Below are 23041 nucleotides of genomic sequence, written 5' to 3'. Positions count from 1 at the left end.
GATGAAACAAATGAAAACTTTACTAATTGCTGCAATACTAGTTTTAGGAGCAAATCAAATGAATGCACAAGCGAAGGTAGCTCACGTTGATGTAAGTGAAATTATGTCTAAAATGCCAGCAATGATAGATGCACAAAAACAACTTGAAAAACTAAGTGGTACATATGATGCAGATTACAAGAAAATGGTTGAAGAATACCAAGCAAAATTAAAAAAATACGAAGCTGAATCAGCTACAGTAACAGATGCAGTTAATGGAGAACGTTCAAAAGAAGTTCAAGATATGCAAAAAAGAATTGTAGACTATAGAGACAATGCTCAAAAAGAATTACAACAAAAAGAATCTGACATTGTGAAACCATTAATGGAAAAAGTGAGAGCTTCTATCCAAAAAGTTGGAAAAGCAAAAGGATATCAATATGTTCTAGATGGTTCTACTCTTTTATTAGCTGATGGTCCAAACGTTACTGCTGATGTAAAAAAAGATTTAGGTTTCTAGAAAACTTTCTTAATAATAAAAAAACTGCTCCCCAATAAAATGGTTCGAGCAGTTTTTTTATACATGAAAATTAATTTCATCACACTCAAAAATCCTCATTAAAGTCTTTTTTTTGATTCCAAAAAATACTTAACTTTGTTTTTATGACAAATAATAATTCTATAGGCGTTTTCGATTCTGGCATTGGTGGCACTTCTATTTGGAATGCAATTCATCAATTACTTCCAAATGAAAAAACCATTTATTTAGCTGACAGTAAAAATGCTCCCTACGGCCAAAAAACCAAAGAAGAAATAGTTACTTTAAGTAAAAAGAATGTAGACTTTTTATTAGACATGGATTGTAAATTGATTGTTATTGCATGTAATACTGCAACTACAAACGCAATTAAAGAATTAAGAGACCAATATTCCATTCCGTTTATAGGAATTGAACCCGCAATAAAACCTGCAGCAATAAAGTCTAAGACACATACTATTGGAATTCTTGCTACTCAAGGCACTCTAAATAGTGAACTTTTTAATAAAGCAACTGAGATATATCAAGATATTAAAATCATTGAACAAGTTGGTCATGGTCTAGTACAGTTAATTGAAAACGGAGATCTAAACTCTCCTGAGATGACACTACTTCTGGAGTCTTATCTCAAACCAATGATTGAGGCTAATATTGATTATTTAGTCCTAGGCTGCAGTCATTATCCATATCTAATTCCTCAGATAGAAAAAATCCTGCCAAAACACATTCATATTATTGACTCTGGAGAAGCTGTAGCTAAGCAAACCCAAAATATACTACGTGAGAAAGTTGGATTTAATAATGAACCCGCAGGTGAACCTGTGTTTTATAGTAACAGTAATCCAAAAGTTTTATCGGATATATTAGGAAACAAATATAAAGTTGAAGAAAAAGTTTTTTAGTAATTAATCCGTTTTTCTCTTAACAAAACATATCCCACCCAATGATAAATTAAGAGATAATTTATGATAATTCTCTTTTATAAGACCATCCCCTATTTTTCCTTTTTGTCCATAAGAGTACGAAATATTCAGAGCCGAGAAAGCATTATATTCCAAAGGAAGGCTTAACCCTAACGAAAAAGACATATTATTAACTCTCTGATTATCGACTTCAAAATATCCTGCATCATAATTTATTCCTGTTGCGTAGCTAATACAATCTATATATTTTTGCGCATTCTTATTGCTTTTATAAGTTAGCATGTTCAAAAGGTTTCTCTAGAATTCAACGATCCTATATTATTAAAATCAATCCAAAAAAAAGCTTTGATTGGTGATAAAGGATTCCTATTAGCGAAAGCTATAAAAATGCATTCTTCTAAAAAATAAATTTATGATTATTTCTCCTCTTCTTTAAACCAACTCGAATACATTACATAATTATTAGAAATACGTTCAATTTCGCCAGCAAAGTCAGACTGGTCGATATCTTTCACTTTCTTAGCAGGTACTCCTGCATAAATACTGCCTGAAACCACTACTGTATTTTGAGTTACTACAGCACCAGCAGCAACAATAGCATTACTTTCTACAACACAATTATCCATTACAATTGCTCCCATCCCTATTAATACATTATCATGTATTGTACAACCATGTACAATTGCATTATGACCTATAGAAACATTATTACCTATTATTGTTGGATGCTTTTGGTACGTACAATGAATAATTGCTCCGTCTTGAATATTGACTTTATTCCCTATTTTAATAAAATTTACGTCTCCTCTAATTACAGCATTGAACCAAACACTACATGAATCTCCAAAAGAAACATCACCTACAATTGTTGCATTTTCGGCTACATAGCAATCATTTGGAATATTAGGCGTTTTCCCGTTTACAGATTTTATCAACATGAGTTTATTTATTTAAAATGAATTATAATTAGTTTATTGCAGGACAATCGCAATCATATTTTTCACGCTTACAGAATAAATTAAGCCCTAAAGTAATCTGATGATATGCACCATTATCAAATTTCACATTACCTGTAACTTGAGAATAAGTGTAGGCAAACATAAAATTTTTATAATTAACTCCTAAAATAGGTGTTATGTATTGTAGTTTTTGAGTAGAAATACTTGAGCCATTATAATATTGTGAACCATCAAAACTTCTTCTATAAGATAATCCAGCCCAAAGATTGCCAAAATCCATATTCTTATAAGCCTTTAAATTAAAATCAATTAACTTCTCTTTGGTTTTGTCAAATAATTGAAAAAGTACCGAAGGCTCCCATAATAGTTTCCTTTTATTTCCAAAAACATATCCTGCACTCAAAAGATATTTTCTTAGATTATCACTTTCAAATTCCGTATATATTTGTCGTCTCGTTTCTAATACTCCTTGAACCGTTGCATGAGCATAAAAATTAAGAAAATTATATGATGCCCCAAAATCTACATTAAAATAAGAATCCTTTTGAATGTTTCCAAAAACAATCGGGTCAAATTCTCCAAATGAAGTTTCGTCTAACTGATTCTGAATTACTCCTGCATTAATACCGAATGATAGCTGATTTAAATCGATTTCATCTCTCGAAAAAAGAATATGATATGCATAAGTAAGTTTAATTCCTTTTTGAGAATGATATCCATTTTTATCATTAAAAAGTATAATTCCTGCCCCTGATCTATCACCTACTCGACCGTTAAAACTTAATGTCTGAAGCGCTGGCGCATTATCCTCTCCAAACCACTGTTTACGTGCCGTTAATCTAAGTTTGGCACAGTTTGCTGCTCCAGCCATCGAAGGATGTATCAGGTAATAATTATCCGACAAGTAATCTGAATAAACAGGAATGCCTTCTTGAGAATAAGAATATGAAAATATAAATAATAATAAAAATGAATATTTAATTTTAAAATACATTAAAGGTAGCTTTATTTAAAATAGATGTAAAAAACTTATTTCAGCATCAAACAATGATAAATAGTATTGAGATAGATAGAATAATACGTTATTTTTATATTAAAAATCAAATATAACTATTAGTAGAAAATAACTTTAGTAAATTTGTAAAAAATTACTAAATCATGACAAAACTCACTATAAAAGAAACGCAAAATCCAAGCATATTAAAATTTGAATTTCCAGACTTTATTACTAAGAATGAGAGCTTTGAATTTAAAAATATTGACGAAGCTAAAAACTCTCCATTAGCACAAAAGCTATTTTATTTACCGTTCGTAAAAACAGTATATATTTCAGGGAATTTTGTTGCCATCGAAAAATACAACATCGTTGAATGGGATGATGTAAAAGACGCTGTAGTAGATCAAATCGAAACATTTGTAAATGATGGTGGCATAATCATATCTATTGACGAAAACAAACCAAAAAAACAACCTATAACTGTTTATGGTGAGTCAACTCCTAATCCTGCTGCTCTAAAATTTGTGGTAAGCAGAATGTTGACAAAAAATGCAATTGAATACAAAAATATTGATCAGACTGCATCTTCTCCACTTGCTAAAGAATTATTTAAATTTCCTTACGTAAAAGAAATTTTCATCGATGAAAATTACATCTCAGTAACTAAATATGAAATTAATGACTGGCAAGAAATTACTCTTGAACTAAGAACTTTTATTAAACAATATATTGAAAATGGAGGAACTGTTTTAGACGAAAGTTTAATTGAAGTAGCAACCAAAAATGATGTTACCAAAGATGAAGCTTTTGATAAACTGGATACAACATCTCAACAAATTATCAATATCTTAGAAGAATATGTTAAACCTGCTGTAGCTGCTGATGGCGGAAACATTGCTTTTGACTCCTATAATGATGCTGACAAAACTGTAAAAGTGATTTTACAAGGAGCTTGTAGCGGTTGTCCTTCATCAACATTTACTCTTAAAAGCGGTATAGAAAATATGCTAAAAAGTATGTTGAATGATGACAATATAAAAGTAGAAGCTGTAAATGCATAAACAACTTTTATAAGAAAACAAAAAAGCGCTTCATACGAAGTGCTTTTTTTATCTAAAAATAAATACAAAATACTTATTATCAATAAATTATAACAAAACAATTATAATAACTCTTAAAAAAAGATTAATATTGTAACCTATATTAACCAACAAGAACTATTATGGGATTATCATCATTTTTTAAGAATTTATTCGGCACTGCTAAAGAGTCTGCTACTGAATTAGCAAACCAAGCCGAAAATACATTTGAACAAGCTAAAGAAGCCGCAGCGCCATATATTGAGAAAGCGGAAACTTTTGTTGGAGAAACAATAGAAAAAGTTAAAGAAGCATCTACTCCTTATCTTGAGAAAGCGGAAACATTTGCTGGAGAAACAATAGAAAAAGTAAAAGAAGCATCTGCTCCATATCTTGAAAAAGCAGAAACATTTGCTGGGGAAACAATAGAAAAAGTAAAAGAAGTATCCGCTCCATACGTCGAAAAAGCTGAAACAATAGCTGGAGAAACAATAGAAAAAGTAAAAGAAGTATCCGCCCCATATGTCGGAAAAGCTGAAACAATAGCTGGAGAAACAATAGAAAAAGTAAAAGAAGTATCCATTCCAATATTAGATAGCGCCCAAGAACATGCTCAACAGACAAAAGATGTAGTTACGGATTATACTGAAAAAGCTTCAGATGATTTAGACAAAGTAGTTGATTCAATTAAAGAAAAAGCTACAGCAACAGCAGATACTGTTGTTGAGGAAACTAAATCAATTGCAGCCGATATTGTCAATAAAACTTCAGATGAAGCATTAAATAAATAGTTAAAGATAATAGCAATATTTATTAATAAAAATAATTAATTTTTATCTTTGCCTAACTAATTCAAACCTTCTCACAGAGAAGGTTTTTTTATACTAAAAAAATGAATACAAATCCCGAACAAATTAGTGGTTATATTAACCAACTTATCCAAGTATTGGTTGATTATTCGCCTAAACTAATATCTGCCTTGCTTATTCTATTTGTAGGCCTTTATATTATACGCGTTATTAATAGACTAATACGCCGTGTAATGGTAAAAAGAAACTTAGACCCTACCCTGACTAAATTTCTTGCTGATATTTTATTATGGGCTTTACGAATATTATTATTTGTATCATTTATTTCTAAACTAGGAATAGAAACATCTTCATTTGTAGCCATTCTAGGAGCTATGGGTCTTGCTATAGGTTTATCTCTTCAAGGATCTCTTTCTAATTTTGCAGGAGGCATGCTAATTATTCTTTTCAAACCTTTTAAAGTTGGTGATACTATTGAAGCTCAAGGCATCGTTGCTACTGTATCTGAAATACAAATTTTTGTAACTAAACTACTCACTGGAAACAACCAAACTGTATTTATACCAAATGGAGCTTTATCTAATGGTACAATTATTAATTACTCTATTCAAGGACAACGAAGAGCCGACTTAACATTTGCAATTTCTTATGAAGCAGATCTTAAAAAGGCTAAGAGTATTATCGAGAAAATTTTAGAAGACAATCCAAATGTACTTAAGAATCCTGCTCCTGAAGTTTTTGTGAAAAATTTAACCACAACTTCTGTTGAATTTGCTGTAAGACCTTGGGCCAAAAAAGAAAATTTTGGCGCTGTCTTTTCGGAAACATTAGAAAGCTGTTTAATCGCTTTTGATGAAGCTGGAATTTCAATACAACCTTTTACTATGGAAATAAGTAAGAATGTTTAAAATAAAAGATTATTGTTTTTTAGGTGTCGTAACCATAAAGTCTTTCAAATAATAAGGTTCAAAATAAGCGACATCAACAGTGTCGCTTATTTTGAATTTATCATAGCTTATGATACCCATTTCTTTTGCAGAAGGGTATTTAGCATCTTCTAAAAAAATAAAATTTTCTTTTGTTAAAACTGACTTGCATTTTTCAGCACAATCACCAACAAAATAAAGTATTTCATTATATTCCTCAAAAGATTTTTCAGTAATTATCTCGGCCAAAACTTCTCTTTGCTTTTCAAACTTTGAATTAAATACTGCGCTATATACTTCCATTCTTCTTGCATCTAGCATTGGAACTATTAATCCTTCGGTAATTTTAGCTTGAGAAGCTAGTGCTTGCAAAGTATCAATCGCAATTAATGGAATGTTTAACGCAAAACACAATCCTTTTGCTGCCGAAACTCCTATACGCAATCCTGTATACGAACCTGGTCCCTGACTAACCGCAATTGCAGATAAATCTTGAAATGAAATTCCAGCTTCCTGAATACATTCTTCGATAAAAACATGTAATCTTTCAGCATGAGAATAACCTTCTTCGGAAATCTCTTTACACAAAATTATTTTTCCTTCTTTTGCTAAAGCAACAGAACAGTTTTTTGTAGCAGTTTCAATATTAAGAATGTAAGCCAAACTATTTTTTTATTTTATGGTTAACAAAAACAATCTAATTCTATAATAGAACTAGATTGCCTTGTTATTATTATTTTTTTACTTTTTCAGATTTAAGACTGACCTTATCTCCTGAATTCAAATCTTTCGAAACGGTGGTATATGGTCCCGTAATAACCACATCACCAGCTTTAAGTCCTGATGTTACTTCGATATTTGTATCATCTTGAATTCCGGTTTTAATGATTCTAATTTTAGCTTTATCTCCTTCTTTCACAAAAACACACTCGAATTTTTTGTCGTTTTTAGGAGCTGTTTTTTTATCATTTGGATCTTCAATTTTAATTTCTTTTACTGCTGCTGTATCCGATTTTACAACTACTGAACTTATTGGCACTGCGAATACATTCTTTTTTGTATTTGTTATAATATCAACTGTTGCAGTCATTCCTGGTCTAAAAGGAGAATATGCCTCTGGTTTTTCTTCTAATAAATCTTTATACGATTCTTTTAGAATTCTTACTTTAACTTTAAAATTTGTCACTTGATCTGATGTTAAAGTACTACTAGCTGAGTTTGAGATACTAGTTACAATACCTTTAAATTGTTTTTTCAAATAAGCATCTACTTCTACATTTGCCTCGTCTCCAACTTTAATTTTTACAATATCATTTTCATTTACATCTACTTCAACTTCCATATTATTTAAGTTTGCAACTCTTAAAATTTCTGTTCCTGCCATTTGCTGTGTTCCTAAAACACGTTCTCCTAGCTCAACATTAAGTACTGAAATTGTTCCATCTGCAGGAGCGTAAATAGTAGTACGTCTTAAATTATCTTTAGCTTCATTTACAGATGCTGAAGCACTTTGTACTGCAAAATAAGCATTCTCTTTGGCTGCTTTTGCTACTTCAAAAGAAGCAATTGCTTTATCCCAATCTGACTTAGAAATTATTCCTTTCTCAAATAATTTTTTATTTCTCTCATAACTAGCCTTTGCTTCTTTAAAAGACGCATCTGATTGACTCAAACTAGCCTTAGTTCCTGACAGATTAGAAAGAGTACGATTATATCCTGAAGTATATAAATCAGGATTAATTTTTACCAATAAATCTCCTTTCTTAACAACCTGTCCTTCTTTTACATTTAGTGCAATAATTTCTCCCGAAACTTCTGATGAAATTTTCACTTCAATTTCCGGCTGAATTTTTCCCGTTGCCGAGACTGTTTCTACAATAGTTGACGCTACTACTTTTGCAACTTCTACTTCTGTACCTGCATCTTTATTTCCTATTACACCTGCTTTCGAAAATCCAATTAAGACTGCAATAACTATAATTGCCCCACCTAATAAGAAATAAATTGTTTTTTTTGACATAATAAACTAGTTTTTAACTATCGGAATAATAGGAATTCCAAAATAGAATTCTAATATTTTTGTTTTAAAGATATAATCGTATTTTGTTCTAATTACTTCTGATTGTGCATTGGTCAATAATGTTTGTGATTGATTAAAATCAAAAGCATTCATTAAACCTACTGCAAATTTTTCTTTTGCATAATCGTATGCTCCTTGTCTTGCTTCTAATGCTACTACAGCTGCTTCATGTGCATTTAAAGCTCCTTTTGTGTCTGTGAAAGCAGTATAAACATTACGTTGCAAATCTAAGTTTTTTTGCTCTAAATCAATTTTAGATTTCTCTAAACTTACTTTATTACGTTCTACATTATTTCTCACAGAAAAACCATTAAAAATCGGAATCGATAATTCTGCTCCAAAAGACTGTCCTTTGTTATCACTAAACTGATTCCAAAATGGAGCTGGACCTATTACAACAGGAGTCCCCCCAACTAGCGTGGTTCTATCTGAATTTGAAACTCTAGAGTTAAAGTTATAAAAACCTCTTAATGAAGGCTGATAGGCTCCTTTGGCAATAGCAACATTCTTCTCTGCAATTTCAAGATTAGTTTTAGCAATTTTTAGCTCAGTTCTCGTTTCTTTAGCCTTTTCATAAATCGCTATAGGCGATTGTGCCAAAATAGTTTCTCCAGCATTAATATTTGTATCATCAACTACATCAAAATCATTGAACTCTTTTAATTGTAATAACTGTGCTAAACTTAATTTAGAGATTAACAATGTATTCTCTGCTACAACGACATTTTGTTTACCTGTTGCTACCGTTGCTTTAATGTCTAGTAAATCTCCTCTTGGAATTGTTCCTGCTTTTACCAATTCGTCTGAACGTGTATATTGCTTTTCGCTAATTGCAAGCTGCTCCTTTTGTACTTTTAAATTTTCTTTATTAAAAAGCACTTGCAAAAAAGCATTAGCAACATTAAGCGAAATATCCTCTTGCATTTTCAATAATTGATATTTAGAAGCCATTATTGATAAGTTTGCTTTTCGTAATGCATTCTGATTTTGCAATCCTTTATAAATATCAACTCCTACAGATGCTCCTGCAGAGGTAAACTGTGTCGTTTGATTACGTAAAAGCCCAGTTGTAATATCCTGATTTAAACCAATATTCCATGAATGTGATACTTGTGCATTGGCTGTAGGAAGAAATTTTCCAAATGCATCCTTTTTGTCGATAGCAGTAGTTTGAGTATCCAGTTCCGATTGCTTAATCGAGATATTGTTGTCTAATGCATATCTTACACATTCTTCAAGAGTCCATTTTTTAGTTTGCGCCTGTATTGACGCTCCTAATAGTAAGACAAAAACAAGATAAATATATTTATTATTTTTCATAAACTTTGAATCAAAGCATAGCAAAGATACTACACAAATTTAACATTTTTTAAAAACCAAAAATTCTTTTTTTTTTAACTATTTCTTATTTTTTTCTTCTTCTTTTATCAAACCCTGATTCCAAATTTTTATTTTATCAGTCGCCGTAATTCCACTTTTTACCTGTACATAAATTCCATCACTAACTCCTAAAACAAGATCTTTTCTTTGAAATTTTTGTGGTGCCGTTTCTACTTCAACGTATGGTTTTTGAGTTTTCTTATCAAATTGTACTAATGATTCTTTTATAGCCAAAACTTTTTCTGCTTTCTCTAATATAATTGATGCATTTGCACTTAAACCTGCTCTAATAAATGTATCATCTCTATTTTCAAGTGTCCCTTTTATTTGAAACTGAATTGCTCCATTTTCTACTACCCCTTTTGGTGCAATATAACGCAAGGTTGCATCAAATTTTTTATTTTCAATAGCTCCAATGGTAATTTCGATGGGCATATTTTCTTTTATTTTTCCAACTTCTGATTCGTCAATTTTCCCAACAAAAATCATCTTTCCAACATCTGCTACACTAGCAATTGTAGTTCCTTCATTAAAATTGTTACTCTCAATAACCTGATTCCCTACTTTTACTGGCACATCTAATACCATTCCGTTTACTGTAGAACGAATTAAGGTATTAGCATAATTTCCTAGTCCTGATGTGGTTCCTGTTTTTACAATATCAAAACTTTGCTTTGATGACAAATAACTTTGCTTAGCCTGTTTATAAGCTAATTGTACTGCATCAAAATCATTTGCAGAAATCACTCCTTTATCAAACAATGTTTTTTGTCTCTGGTATAATTTTTCTTGGTTGTCTAATGCAATTTTAGCAGTTTGAACCTGATTTTGAGTGTTGCTTACATTAGATACATTTGCAACAACTTTTATCTTTGCAATCATATCTCCTGCTTTAATACTTTCTCCTGCTTTAATATAAATAGCTTCAATAATTCCTGAAATGTTAGGTTTGATAAGCACCTCTTCATCAGGCTGGATATTACCCGTTGCGATTGTATTTTTAACTATCGTTTTTATTTCAGCTTTCTCTGTTTCATAAACAATAGGTGACTCTTGATTTTTTGCATACAAATAATACAAAGCACCAAAGAAGACTACTGCAATAAAAATTAAAATGGTTATGGTTACTCCTTTTTTCATTTTTTTTTGTTTAATCGATTATTTTATTGATTGATAATTTATTCTGTTCGCAAAGCATCTACTGGCTTCACGTTTATTGCCGTTTGCGCCGGAATAAATCCTGCCAACAAACCTGAACCTATTAAAATTAATAATGCCACAAAAACAACCCGTAAATCTACAGTTGGACTTGCAAACATTGTATTACTATCAGCAGGCATCGAAGCGAGTACCATATTAAGAATTGCAATGACTCCTGTAGCAACTGCAATCCCTAACATACCCGAAATAATGGTTAAAAATATAGATTCTGAAAGTATTTGTCTTCGAATTGCTCCTGGTGTTGCTCCCAATGCGCGTCGTATCCCTATTTCTTTAGTTCTCTCTTTTACTACAATAAGCATTATGTTAGAAATTCCGATAACACCCGAAATCAAAACCAATGTACCTACAAAATAAGCAATAAATGTTAAGATTGTAAACAATCCTTGTACTTGATTAAATCGTTCAAACAAATCAAAATTCCCCACTGCTCTATCATCAGTAGGACTAACAGAATGTCTTTCTTTTATTAATTCAATTATTTTAGGCTTTAGTGTTGTAATTGATACTTTATCATTTGCTGTAAGTGCCATCCAGCCTACTTTATCTCCATAATTAAAAGCTTGCTGAAAAGTTGTAAAAGGAACAAATATATTTTTCTGCTCTGCCTCCGCACCTCCATTGTTTTGATTTTTAGAATAATACACTCCAACTATCATAAAATTAACCCCATTTACTTTAACATAAGTTCCTATAGTTTCTTCTTCTTTTCCATAAAGTTCACTTATAACTCCTTTTCCAATAACTGCTACTTTTCTATTATGCTTAATATCTTGTTGGTTTAAGAAACGTCCTTTTATAATAGTCATTGGTTGTTGCATTATAAGTTCCGGATAATCACCATATATAGTAAAAGCAGAAGTTTTAGTTCCTCGAACTACATTATTGGCACCATTAAAATCTCCTAATTGATTTCTCGGCGAAACATATAATAAATCCGGAAAAGCCTCTTTTAAAGCCATCACATCACTATTCTTAAAATCATATCGGCGAGTTTTAGGCAACCCTTTATATGCTTTTGATGTGGTTTGACTCCACATAAACATGGTATTTGTTGCTATTCCATCAAATCCTTTTTTTACTCCATTCTCCAAACCATTTCCAGCAGCAAGTAATATTACCAAAATGAATATTCCCCAAAATACACCAAAAGCAGTAAGTACTGTTCTAAATACATTAGCAGTTAAAGCTTCTAAAATCTCTTCCCAATTATCTCTATCAAACATAATTATTCGTCTCTAAGTGCTACAATAGGTTTTATTTTTGCTGCTCTATATGCTGGAAAAAAACCAGCCATTGCTCCCGCAAATACAAGTAAAACAAGGGTGGTCAATGCCACACTAAAATCAACTTCCGGATTTAAAAAGAATTCACTTTTTATCATTGGACCTACTACTTCTAGCAATAACAAACTTGCTAACAAACCAATAAAACCTGCAATTGTAGTAATAAAAATAGATTCATGTAATATCATTCCAATAATAGAAATTGGAGAAGCTCCAAGTGCTTTTCTTATACCAATTTCTTTAGTTCTTTCTTTTACAATAATTAACATAATATTACTAACTCCTACAACACCTGCAATAATAGTACAAATTCCTACCCACCAAAAAAACAATCTGATGTAAAGATTTAAATCATATACCTGTTTTGCATCTTTAACTGAATTGTATAAACCAATACCACTATCATCATCTGGAGCTACAATATTTTTACTTTTAAGAAGTGCTTTTAAATCTTCACTAAATTTTTCAGATTCGGCCAAAGCTTCTTCATAAGTAGCTTTTTTATTTAAAGTAAAAAACAAATTACTCACTTTGTCTCCTACTCCATATGCTCTTTGTGTTGTTGTCATTGGTAAATAAACTCTTGTTTCTTCTCTTTCACCTGCTGGATCTGTAAAAACACCAACGACTTTAAAATTGATATTATTAATTGCTATTTGTTCACCAAGCGGATCTTTATCTTTAAACAAGTCCGTTTTTACTTTCATTCCGATAACGGCAACTTTTTCATAATTCGCTAAATCTTTGCTATTTATAAATCTCCCCATAACAACTGTACCATTTTCAATCCCTAAATAGTCAGGATCTACTCCTCTAAATTGATACGTTGAAGATTCTTTTCCATAACTCACTGAAGCTCCCCAGAAATTATAAGTTGAAGCGCGTTTATCTAATTTATCCTCAAATTTTTGAATTGATTGTGAGTAATCACTATTTCTAAACTGAATTTGTCTCCCAGGATTTAGTCCTTTATATTGTTTTGTAGTAGTACCAGACCAAACCTCTATAATACCTTCGGCATCACGCTCGAATTGTTTTTCGATTCCGTTTTGAAGGCCTTTACCTGCTCCAAGAAGAATAACTAATATAAATATCCCCGATGCCACAGAGATACCTGTAAGAAAGGTTCTTAATTTATTTTTAGCAATTGCCTCAAATATTTCTTGCCAACGTTCAATATTAAACATAAGCTGATGCTCTAACTTGTTCTACGTATTTATCATCGATAATTAGTCCGTCTTTTAAGACTACATTTCTCTTACACATTGCTGCAATATCTGGTTCGTGGGTTACAATCAAGATTGTTTTTCCTTCGTCATTAATTCCTTGAATCAATTCCATTACTTCATAAGAAGTCTTTGTATCTAAGGCTCCCGTAGGCTCATCTGCTAATAAAACTTTTGGATTAGATGCTAATGCTCTAGCAATAGCTACACGTTGTTTTTGTCCTCCAGAAAGCTCACTTGGTAAATGGTGAGAATGCGAATCTAAACCTACTTTTTTTAAATAATTCAATGCAATCTCATAACGTTCTTTCCTTTTTATTCCTTGATAATATAAAGGCATAGCCACGTTATCTAAAGCCGTTTTATAATTAATCAAATTAAAAGATTGAAATACAAAACCTAAAAATTTATTTCGATATCTAGACGCTATAGTTTCATTCAAATTTTTAATCGGTACATTATCTAATATATATTCTCCAAAATCTGCTTCATCCAATATTCCTAAAATATTAAGTAATGTTGATTTTCCAGAACCAGAAGACCCCATGATAGCAACCAACTCTCCCTCTTTTATATTGAAATTAATCCCTTTTAAAACATGCAATTCAGATTTTCCCATTTTATAGGATTTATGTAAGTCTTTAATTTCAATCATGGTTTGTTAATTTTAAACAATAATACCTGTTTTGCCCAGCAATTTACTATAATAAAATGTTAATAGTATTAATCTATTACATCAATAAGACTAAATCTTTATCAAAATGTTACACTTTAATCTTAAAATATATTTGTTTTCTTAATTTTGCATCTTAAAAAAAACACAATGAATAAATTATTTTCGTTTCTAATACTCCCAATGGTCGTGTTATTTATAACCAGTTGTTCCTCTTCTCAAAAATTAGCAACATTAAAACCCGAACCTGATGATGCCAGTCCATTACTATATGACAACACACCTTCATTTATTAATTTACCCATTACTGTAAAACTAAAAGACATTGAGAACCAAACTAATACTTTGCTTAATGGTTTAATTTACGAAGACAACAACATTGAAGATGATGATATCGAAATTAAAGTATGGAAGTTAGCCCCTATAAAAATCGAGGCTGATCCTGCTAATCCTGGTAAAAAAATAAAAACTATTTTACCATTAAAAGCGCTTGTAAAATACCGAATAGGAACTAAACAGCTTGGTGTCGAATTATACGATACGCGAGAATTTAATTTGAATGGAGTAATTACATTAATCAGCTCAGTAGGTCTAACCAACTGGAAATTGAATACTAAAACCGAATTAAAATCATTAAATTGGAATGAGAGCCCAACAATGAGTGTTTTTGGAAAAAATATGCCTGTAACTTATCTTATAAATCCAGCCGTTTCTATTTTCAAATCAAAAATAGAAAAAAGTATTGATGCAGCAATCGAAAAATCAATGGATTTTAAACCAAATGTTTTGGCTGCTTTAGAAAAAATCTGTACTCCATTTCAAATGAATGAGCAATACGAAAGCTGGCTTAGAATTGTACCTATAGAAATATACTCTACTGACGCAAAGCTAAAAAATGATTCTTTTTTGCTAGAAATGGGTATGAAATGTAATATGGAGACAATAATTGGCAAGCAACCTGAAAGTAAATTCAGTGCTTCTAAAATAGTTTTAAAACCTGTAGCAAAAATTCCAAAACAAATTACAGCTAACATCGCTGCAGTTTCAAGCTACAAAGATGCTTCCAAAATCATGTCTAGAAATTTTGCTGGGCAAGAATTTGGAACAGGAAGCAAAAAAATTACCGTTAAAAATGTTGAAATCTGGCATAAAGAAGGGAAAATGATTATTGCCTTAGATGTTTTAGGAGCTGTAAATGGTACACTGTACCTGAACGGTTTTCCAAAATATAACCCACAAACAAAGGAACTTTATTTTGACAAACTTGACTACGTTCTAGATACAAAAAGTAAACTTACCCGTACCGCTAACTGGCTTATGCAAGGTTATATTTTGAAGAAAATGGAAGAAAGCTGTCGTTACTCCATTCAACCAAACTTAGAAGAAGGCAAACAAAGCATGCTTACTTATCTTAAAAATTATTCGCCTATGTCGGGAGTTTTTGTAAATGGAAAAATGGAAGATATCGAGTTTCAAAAAATAGAATTAACAAATCAAGCCATTATTGCTTTTATAAAAGTTAATGGAACTGTGAATGTCTCGGTAAACGGATTGAAATAAAACCCAGTTTATGCGTTTTTCTTTTTAGATTGATACATTCTATAAATCAAATATCCAATTACCACTACAAGCAAATATGGAACTACCATTAAGTAAACGATTCCATCATTTACTGCTTCTGCTTGTTTTGTGTTTTCGTCTCCACCTAAAGCGGCACGACACATTGCGCATTGTGCATTGGCACCTATATTGAAAAAAAAGATAACCAACAAGAAACTAATCTTTGCTAGTCTAGAAACATTATGTTTCTTGTTGTTTGTATTTATATTAAACATAATAAGGGGAAATCATTAAATAAACAATCACTCCGGTAATAGCAACGTATAACCAAAGTGGAAATGTAACTCTTGCAATTTTTTTGTGGTTTTCAAAATTTTTCGCAATTGCACGAACATATGTTATCAAAACTAATGGAACAATTGCAATTGACAATAATATATGAGAAATTAAGATAAAGAAATACACATATCGAACTACTCCTTCTCCTCCAAATTTGGTAGAGTCTGAGGTCATATGATATGCAATATACATTACTAGAAAAGCTAATGACAAAGCTATTGCTGTAGTCATCAAGCGCTCATGAAGCTTTCGATTTCCTTTTTTAATAGCCATTACTGCAACAATCAGAACCAAAGCTGTAATAGCATTTATTGTAGCATAAATAGGTGGCAAAAAAGTAAGTGGCTCTACATTATATCCAAAATCTTTAAGCTTAACTCCAAATAAGATAGCCACTACAACTGGAATTACAATTGAAACAAGTATGATATACTTGTTGTATTTTTTCTCTAATGAATTATCCTCCATCTTATTCTTCTAATAATATATTTATATCTTGTTGTATATCTCTAACTCCTTTTTTATCCAATCCATCGTAATAAAGTATTGGATTACCAAATTCGTCTTTACGACAACGAATATCTCCATTTTTATCTATTAAAGCAAACAAACCTGAATGCTCAAAACCTCCACTCACTTTACTGTTTGTTCCTGCGTATAAATTAAATCCCTTATTGGATAAATCCATAATAACATTTTTATCTCCTGTTAAGAAATTCCAATTAGATGACTTAACCCCTAACATTTTTGCATGATCTTTTAAAACTTCTGGTGTATCATGAACTGGATCAATTGTTATTGCAACAATGCCAAAATTTGGATTTCCGAAAAATTTCTTCTCTATTTCCAACATACTCAAATTCATCTTAGGACAAATTGATGGACAGGTTGCAAAGAAAAACTCCAGAACATAAACCTTACCTTTATAAGTTTCATTAGATATTTTAACGTTATCCTGATTTACTAATTCAAATTTAGGAGCTGGACCAATTTTTACTAATTTCCCATCATCCTTAACATTTTTACCTTCAACACTATCTAAACGACTGCCCTTTACAATTGTATCATTTTTTACTCTATCTATAATTTTAGGAATAGCATAAATACCAAAAATCAATACTATAAATGAAATTCCGATATATGATTTGTTTTTAAACATGATAATATAATTTTAAAGTTGTTTTGTTGCATTATGATTTTTCTTAAGAGCTGCACGATATTCATAAAGAATAACCTTAAAATCATCCAGCATTTCATTACTTAACTCCGAAGGGTGAAATGTATTATACCCTTCTTTATAATCATTTTTATCTTTACGTCCTCTTAAATTGCGTTCTTTATCAACAATAAAAACGTTAGGTGTTCCTAGATGCTGATCTAATTTTCCAACTAAATGCAATTGGTCGTAATATGTACTAATTTCAGATGGAGGTGCAAAAACAAAATGCCATTGTGATACATCTGTAAACGCTGCTAAAGCATCTACTACTCTTCGTACATCCTCTTCTGTTCCTAAAGGACAAATTACAACAAATTGTAAATCTTGGAAACCATGATAACGCTGGTAAACTTTTTCATTTAAATTAAAATAATTACCACGATTTTTCAAAATTTCAGTTCCTGAAAAACCTAGTATAGTTATTTTATTATCTAAACCAACTTTTTCACCTCTTAAAGACTTCCAGTCTCCTAAGTTGGTAATTTTAGGTGTTACAACAGGTAGTTTAGTAAAACCATTCACGCCAGATGCAAAAAAAAGATAAGCAACTATAGGCAAAACGAAGAGAACAAAAAGAACTATATTTTTTTTCATTATACAAGGGAAAAAATTAAAGTACAAAAATAAAAAAAGGTACGCAATGCGTACCCTCTTTTTGAATTAATATCATGTTAAAAATTCCATTTAATGGTAGAATCTTTAAAAACCCCAAAAATATAATGTCCTTCGGTTAAGAGAATGAACAATAAATACGATACTAGGAAAATAACTGTTGAAACAACCGACCATCTTAGGCCACTTTTTTCACCCTCCATATGCATAAATGCCCAAACTATATAATAAGCTTTATATATTGTTAGAATATAAAATATCCAATTCAATAAATTTAAACCTATAAAATAATTAAACTCTAATATTCCTGGCTTATAAATCCCAAGGATAACCTCTACTGTTGTTACAAATGATAAAAGTGCAAAAACAAACCAGATTCTTTTTGTATGTGATACATATTCGTGTGACATAATAATATAAATCTAAAATTAAACTAAGTAGAAAACTGTAAATACAAATACCCAAACTAAATCGACAAAGTGCCAGTATAAACCAACTTTCTCTACCATTTCATAGCTTTTTCTCTTTTCATAAGTACCTAACAACACATTAAAAAAGACAATAATATTGATGATAATTCCTGAGATCACGTGAAAACCGTGAAAACCTGTAATAAAGAAAAAGAAATCAGCAAACAATTTATTTCCATATTCGTTTCTAGTCAAATTAGCACCTTCTACAACGTAATGCGCTTGACTTAATCTCGCTTCTGACTCTTCTCTTGTTAGAATAGTTTTTTGCTTTTTCTCTGTAAGTTTTTCTGTTCTTACTAATAATTCAGGATGCGCTTTAAAACCTGCTTGCACTTCAGCTACTGAATACGTTGGCAATGTTTCTGCATCGCTCATAAACCATTTACCTTTATCTCTAGTCAATGCTTCTCTTCCTTCTGGTAACTTCACTGCAAAATCTGCAAGAGCAACACGTTTACCATCTTTATCTACAAACTGAAGCAAACTACCTCCTTTTGTTTCAATAGCACCGTATTCTCCTTTGATAAAGTTTTTCCATTCCCAAGCTTGTGATCCAACGAAAATCAAACCTCCAATAATAGTCAAAAACATATATATTGCAACTTTGCTTTTCTTCATTTGGTGGCCTGCATCAACAGCCAAAACCATTGTTACAGATGAAAAAATCAAAATAAATGTCATTAATGCGACATAATACATGGGCGCTGATACACCATGCATAAAAGGGAAGTGATTAAACACTTCATCAGCCAATGGCCAAGTTTCAATAAATTTAAACCTAGAAAAACCGTAAGCCGCTAGAAATCCAGAGAACGTTAAGGCATCCGATACGATAAAATACCACATCATCATTTTACCATAACTTGCTCCTAATGGCTCATTGCCGCCTCCCCAAGTTTTTTCTTCATTATTTGCAGTAGTAACTGTCGCTTCCATAAAAGATATTCGTTAAAAAGTTCCCAAATTTACGTTTTTTTCTTATTTAAAGAAATATAAAAATAAAAATAAATAGACCCACAAGAAATCAAGAAAGTGCCAATACATTGCACCTAGTTCTATTCCAAGAGTTTGAGTCGAATTGTATTTCTGTTTAAAATGATTATAAATAATAACTAAAAGAGAAATGATCCCTCCAGCTAAGTGAAATAAGTGTGTAACTGTTACAACATACAAGAAAGTCGTTGTAATTGTACTCTCTGCACCTGTAAAATAGTACCCATTTGCTACGATTTGTTCAAATCCTACAAACTGTAAAACCACAAACAAGATCCCTAATGCTAAAGTAGTCAAAAGTAAGTTAGTTGTTGCTTTTCTATTGTCTTTTTGCATTGCTGTTTTAGCTAAATGAAAAGTAACACTACAACCTATAATAACCAAAGTACTATAAAAAAACGCTGATGGCAACTGAAAATCCTTCAACCAATCAGTTCTTGACTTACTAACTACAAAAGCACTTGTAAGTCCTGCGAACATCATAGTCATACTAACCATCGCGAACAATAAAATTAATTTAGATGACTTAGCGCTCCTTGCTCTATTTTCATCTGCTGTCATTGTCATTTCCATAACTATCTTAAAAATTTATCAAATATATAAATTAATTGCAACAAAGTAATGTAAGAAACACTTACCAACATTAATGTTCTTGCTGCCTTAGCTGTTCTTAACTTATACAAACGAACTGCATAAATCAACATCCAAACCCCTAACAAAAACACTAAAACTGCTGCTATTGGCGTAATAAACAATTTACCTGTATAACCTAAAACTGGCAATAGTGACGCCACTATAAGCCACACTGTGTACAAAATAATCTGTAACGCAGTTCCTTTATCTTTTTTCCCGGTAGGAAGCATAAAAAAACCCGCTTTTTCATAATCCTCATACAAGAACCAACCAATTGCCCAAAAATGAGGAAACTGCCAGAAAAACTGAATTAAAAAAAGTGTCCCTGCTTCAATACCAAAATCTCCTGTAGCAGCTACCCATCCTAACATAAATGGTATTGCTCCTGGAAAAGCACCTACAAAAACTGACAATGATGTTACCGTTTTTAATGGTGTATAAACACTAGTATATAAAAATATAGAAATCGCACCAAACATTGCTGTTTTAGGATTGATCGTATAGAGTAAAGTTAATCCGATAATTGTAAGCACACTTGCAACAAACAAAGCTACTTTAGGCGACATTCTACCCGAAGGAACTGGACGATTCTTTGTTCTATCCATTAAGGCATCCAAATCTTTCTCGATAACCTGATTATAAGCATTTGAAGCTCCTACCATACAATATCCTCCAATTGCTAAAATTAGAAGTACTGACCATTGAAAAGGATGTTTATCATCAAATCCAAGTAAATAACCTGCAATTGAAGAAAACAAAACACTTACAGCGAGTCCTGCTTTTGTGATTTCTTTAAAATCATTAAAAATAGATTTGAGTGAAAGTGTATTTTGTGTTGCGTCCAATGCGTTAATATTTTTGTTTTTCCAAAACTGGTGCAAATGTACAAATTAGATTGCAGAATTCAGGACGATAAAATTACATTTTTCAAATGAAGCATCCAAATACACCCTAATTTCACCATAAAAGTGTGTCAATTGCAAAAAATCTTACTAAATGTTTTAATAATCAAAATACCAATTAAAGACATCTGCTCTTAATCCGAAAGTAAACCATGTTGTACTTTGCTTAAAAGTAGCCTCAGTATCTTTAGTTGGATCAAAACTTCTGTAAATCAAGCTTCCAAATAATTTTAAATTAGTTGCTGGATTTACCAAATACCCAGCTTGTATATCTGTAATAAAAACTGCTGTTTTATTTCCTTGCCCAACTTTTACACCAGTGTTATAGGGTCTTTTACTATCATAACTTTTATAAATATTCGACCCATAATTAAATGAATCCTCTGTTGTATCAAAATCTAAACCTCTTGTACCTGTCGTTATTTTTGCATCTGCAAAATACCTTCCCTTATGATATCGTGCTATTGCAATAAATTCACTAAAATTACCACCCCATTGATGTCCAATACTTTGATTATTATGCCCGTAATTTGTAATAACTGCGCTATGTGAATATACATAGGGACGCACATGATTATACTCTAACTGCACTAATAAATTTGGAATTTGAAAAGCATTATAATATTTAGCCCCTAATTGATATCCGAATTTATTCTTCCAGCTTTTTTCTCCGCTTTTCATATCGCTAACCGAGAATTCATCTAAAAGAAATTGTCCGTATAAATTTATTTTATCATTCCATTTGTATTTTGCTGTTAAACCTAATAAAGCATTACCGCTTTTTGATGAGGAAGCAAATTCTACTGATCTATAAAAAATTATCGGATTAGCAAAAGCCATATCAAAGCCTCTATCATTACTATTGGTCCAAATTACAGATTCAAAAAAACCTAAATTTAATCTATTTGTAACATTTAAACTTAAATAATGATTAGCCATGAATTTGCTTGCATATGTTTTATCAACTGTTGCGTCTTGTCGAATATCTTTAAGAAACATATAGGTATTGGTATACTTTATCTTCCAAAAAGTTGTATTCATTTTAAAATACGGATATGGACTTGCCCCATCACTTTCTAACAAAGAACGATATCCATCTCCTATAAAATTCCTTCCATAACCCAATTGAAAATTAAAAATATTACTCGGTGTATAAGTCAAATTTGCTTCGGCTGAAGGGAAATCAAAACCATTTGTTTTAAACTCCTTACCTATTCCAATTCCTGGAACAACCCCTGGATTTCCTCCCGAAGGCTTTATAGATTGCGCATAGCTATTGTAGTAATCTGCAAATCTTCCCTGACTTTCAAAAACAGTTGTTGTAAAGTTAAGTTGCTTACCCAATCCTCCTCTAAAATTAAGCGCTCGAGTATTTACATAAGTGTAAGAGATATCGCTTTTTGTATCCTTACCTACTTGTAAATCCATAATCGCATTTAATGTAAACCAATACCCTTCTCCTTCAATTTCGACTAAACTTTCATTCCAAAGCTTACGCCCAAACCAACTAGAAACATTCTTTTTAAGCGATTCATTCACCGCTTTAAGATTATAATACTTTGAAACTTCTGCGTACGTATATGGTTTTGATGCTGTATGGTTATTACTCCCAACTCTATTCATCGCTCCATCAAATTGAGCGTAATAACTATGAGAAAACGGGATATTTAAATGACTTTCGAACTCTGGATTTGTATATTTCTTATAAACTATACTATCCAATTCAGTTAATGGTCTAGTAGCTGGTTTAATAATTTTAGCAGCTGCTATAGATTCTTCTGAAATTTGCCCTGCCGTTTTTAGCGGTATGTTAATTATGATTGTATATTTAGAATAGGTAGGTTTTCCATCATAAGTAGACGATTTAATCTTTGGAAATGCTGCAAAAACACGCTTTGTTTCCTGGACTAATTCATCATTATTTGCATTAACATATATCACTTTGAACTCTCCCGCTTTATCAACCTCAAAAAGCACTTTAACATCTCCCTTATAATTATTCTGTTTTAAAGCTGATGGTACTTGAAAATTATTAAATACAAAATCTTGAACCTTATTATAAAAACAACCTTCTAAATCCTTCGATTTTAAATTTTCGCAAGTTGGGAAAACTGGAAACTCTTCGGAAGTAAAGCTGGAATTAACAGTTAGATTATTTGCTTCCTGAGAAAGAGCTAGTAATGAGTATAATGTTATAAGAAAAGTTAAGAAACCTTTATTCATATAGTTTGGGG

At 31.4% G+C, this 23041-nt stretch carries 25 protein-coding genes; 6 read left to right on the top strand and 19 right to left on the bottom strand.

Features of this window, described 5'->3' with window-relative positions; translation table 11 throughout:
• Position 1 precedes the first annotated feature (1 nt).
• Positions 2–499 (top strand): OmpH family outer membrane protein, encoded by a 498-nt coding sequence (locus IUY40_RS09575; protein WP_195736835.1) that lies wholly within the window; start codon positions 2–4, stop codon positions 497–499.
• 143 nt (positions 500–642) lie between these two features.
• A complete protein-coding gene (gene murI, locus IUY40_RS09570) occupies positions 643–1419 on the top strand; it encodes a glutamate racemase (RefSeq protein WP_195736650.1) in 777 nt (258 codons plus the stop codon).
• A gap of 3 nt (positions 1420–1422) precedes the next feature.
• Here murI and IUY40_RS09565 read toward each other — a convergent pair whose 3' ends face one another.
• The 3 genes from IUY40_RS09565 to IUY40_RS09555 all read right to left on the bottom strand — a co-directional run bounded on the left by IUY40_RS09565 (position 1423) and on the right by IUY40_RS09555 (position 3393).
• Complete coding sequence (locus IUY40_RS09565) at positions 1423–1722, bottom strand: hypothetical protein (RefSeq protein WP_195736649.1); 300 nt, start codon at positions 1720–1722, stop codon at positions 1423–1425.
• Between the two features lie 134 nt (positions 1723–1856).
• Complete coding sequence (locus IUY40_RS09560) at positions 1857–2378, bottom strand: gamma carbonic anhydrase family protein (RefSeq protein ID WP_195736648.1); 522 nt, start codon at positions 2376–2378, stop codon at positions 1857–1859.
• A 28-nt stretch (positions 2379–2406) separates the two neighbouring features.
• The gene (locus tag IUY40_RS09555) at positions 2407–3393 is read right to left on the bottom strand and encodes a type IX secretion system membrane protein PorP/SprF (protein WP_195736647.1); all 987 of its coding nucleotides are present in this window, start codon (positions 3391–3393) and stop codon (positions 2407–2409) included.
• A 164-nt stretch (positions 3394–3557) separates the two neighbouring features.
• Between IUY40_RS09555 and IUY40_RS09550 the strand changes: the two genes are divergently transcribed.
• From IUY40_RS09550 to IUY40_RS09540, 3 genes are all read left to right on the top strand, one after another.
• On the top strand, positions 3558–4457 hold the full coding sequence (locus tag IUY40_RS09550; RefSeq protein WP_195736646.1) for a NifU family protein: 900 nt from the start codon (positions 3558–3560) through the stop codon (positions 4455–4457).
• A 161-nt stretch (positions 4458–4618) separates the two neighbouring features.
• Positions 4619–5266, top strand: coding sequence for an apolipoprotein A1/A4/E family protein (locus tag IUY40_RS09545; protein ID WP_195736645.1), 648 nt, complete (start codon positions 4619–4621; stop codon positions 5264–5266).
• A gap of 101 nt (positions 5267–5367) precedes the next feature.
• Complete coding sequence (locus IUY40_RS09540; RefSeq protein ID WP_195736644.1) at positions 5368–6192, top strand: mechanosensitive ion channel domain-containing protein; 825 nt, start codon at positions 5368–5370, stop codon at positions 6190–6192.
• A 9-nt stretch (positions 6193–6201) separates the two neighbouring features.
• On the opposite strand, the gene tsaB is transcribed toward IUY40_RS09540, so the two are convergent.
• From tsaB to IUY40_RS09505, 7 genes are all read right to left on the bottom strand, one after another.
• Entirely contained in the window at positions 6202–6873 is a 672-nt protein-coding gene (gene tsaB, locus IUY40_RS09535) for a tRNA (adenosine(37)-N6)-threonylcarbamoyltransferase complex dimerization subunit type 1 TsaB (RefSeq protein ID WP_195736643.1), read from the bottom strand.
• 70 nt (positions 6874–6943) lie between these two features.
• On the bottom strand, positions 6944–8230 hold the full coding sequence (locus IUY40_RS09530; protein ID WP_195736642.1) for an efflux RND transporter periplasmic adaptor subunit: 1287 nt from the start codon (positions 8228–8230) through the stop codon (positions 6944–6946).
• Positions 8231–8236: 6 nt separating this feature from the next.
• Positions 8237–9610 (bottom strand): TolC family protein, encoded by a 1374-nt coding sequence (locus tag IUY40_RS09525; RefSeq protein ID WP_195736641.1) that lies wholly within the window; start codon positions 9608–9610, stop codon positions 8237–8239.
• A 78-nt stretch (positions 9611–9688) separates the two neighbouring features.
• Positions 9689–10810, bottom strand: a complete 1122-nt coding sequence (locus tag IUY40_RS09520) for an efflux RND transporter periplasmic adaptor subunit (RefSeq protein WP_195736640.1) — start codon at positions 10808–10810, stop codon at positions 9689–9691.
• A 38-nt stretch (positions 10811–10848) separates the two neighbouring features.
• Positions 10849–12117, bottom strand: a complete 1269-nt coding sequence (locus IUY40_RS09515; RefSeq protein WP_195736639.1) for an ABC transporter permease — start codon at positions 12115–12117, stop codon at positions 10849–10851.
• 2 nt (positions 12118–12119) lie between these two features.
• Entirely contained in the window at positions 12120–13364 is a 1245-nt protein-coding gene (locus tag IUY40_RS09510) for an ABC transporter permease (protein WP_195736638.1), read from the bottom strand.
• The gene (locus IUY40_RS09505) at positions 13357–14058 is read right to left on the bottom strand and encodes an ABC transporter ATP-binding protein (protein WP_195736637.1); all 702 of its coding nucleotides are present in this window, start codon (positions 14056–14058) and stop codon (positions 13357–13359) included. Before IUY40_RS09505 ends, IUY40_RS09510 begins: the two co-directional genes overlap by 8 nt.
• A 168-nt stretch (positions 14059–14226) precedes the next feature.
• On the opposite strand from IUY40_RS09505, the gene IUY40_RS09500 reads away from it, so the two are divergent.
• Positions 14227–15636, top strand: a complete 1410-nt coding sequence (locus tag IUY40_RS09500) for a DUF4403 family protein (protein ID WP_195736636.1) — start codon at positions 14227–14229, stop codon at positions 15634–15636.
• A gap of 8 nt (positions 15637–15644) precedes the next feature.
• Here the strand turns inward: IUY40_RS09500 and IUY40_RS09495 are convergent, their stop codons facing one another.
• The 9 genes from IUY40_RS09495 to IUY40_RS09455 form a co-directional block, all read right to left on the bottom strand.
• Positions 15645–15911, bottom strand: a complete 267-nt coding sequence (locus tag IUY40_RS09495) for a hypothetical protein (RefSeq protein ID WP_195736635.1) — start codon at positions 15909–15911, stop codon at positions 15645–15647.
• A complete protein-coding gene (locus IUY40_RS09490; RefSeq protein ID WP_195736634.1) occupies positions 15904–16443 on the bottom strand; it encodes a DUF420 domain-containing protein in 540 nt (179 codons plus the stop codon). Before IUY40_RS09490 ends, IUY40_RS09495 begins: the two co-directional genes overlap by 8 nt.
• Before the next feature lies 1 nt (position 16444).
• Positions 16445–17134: an SCO family protein gene (locus IUY40_RS09485; RefSeq protein WP_195736633.1), complete on the bottom strand. Its 690-nt coding sequence runs from the start codon at positions 17132–17134 to the stop codon at positions 16445–16447.
• Positions 17135–17146: 12 nt separating this feature from the next.
• A complete protein-coding gene (locus IUY40_RS09480) occupies positions 17147–17788 on the bottom strand; it encodes a hypothetical protein (RefSeq protein WP_195736632.1) in 642 nt (213 codons plus the stop codon).
• Between the two features lie 77 nt (positions 17789–17865).
• Positions 17866–18216, bottom strand: coding sequence for a cytochrome C oxidase subunit IV family protein (locus IUY40_RS09475; RefSeq protein ID WP_195736631.1), 351 nt, complete (start codon positions 18214–18216; stop codon positions 17866–17868).
• A gap of 18 nt (positions 18217–18234) precedes the next feature.
• Positions 18235–19215: a cytochrome c oxidase subunit 3 gene (locus tag IUY40_RS09470; RefSeq protein ID WP_195736630.1), complete on the bottom strand. Its 981-nt coding sequence runs from the start codon at positions 19213–19215 to the stop codon at positions 18235–18237.
• A gap of 42 nt (positions 19216–19257) precedes the next feature.
• A complete protein-coding gene (locus IUY40_RS09465; protein ID WP_195736629.1) occupies positions 19258–19845 on the bottom strand; it encodes a cytochrome c oxidase subunit 3 in 588 nt (195 codons plus the stop codon).
• A gap of 2 nt (positions 19846–19847) precedes the next feature.
• Entirely contained in the window at positions 19848–20750 is a 903-nt protein-coding gene (gene cyoE, locus IUY40_RS09460; RefSeq protein ID WP_195736628.1) for a heme o synthase, read from the bottom strand.
• Between the two features lie 156 nt (positions 20751–20906).
• Positions 20907–23030 (bottom strand): gliding motility protein RemB, encoded by a 2124-nt coding sequence (locus tag IUY40_RS09455; RefSeq protein WP_195736627.1) that lies wholly within the window; start codon positions 23028–23030, stop codon positions 20907–20909.
• Between the last annotated feature and the right edge of the window lie 11 nt (positions 23031–23041).

It is taken from the genome of Flavobacterium sp. ALJ2, from assembly GCF_015594725.1.
Taxonomy (GTDB): domain Bacteria; phylum Bacteroidota; class Bacteroidia; order Flavobacteriales; family Flavobacteriaceae; genus Flavobacterium.
Note: the sequence above shows the minus strand (reverse complement) of the source record. Positions and strands in the feature narration are given on the sequence as shown.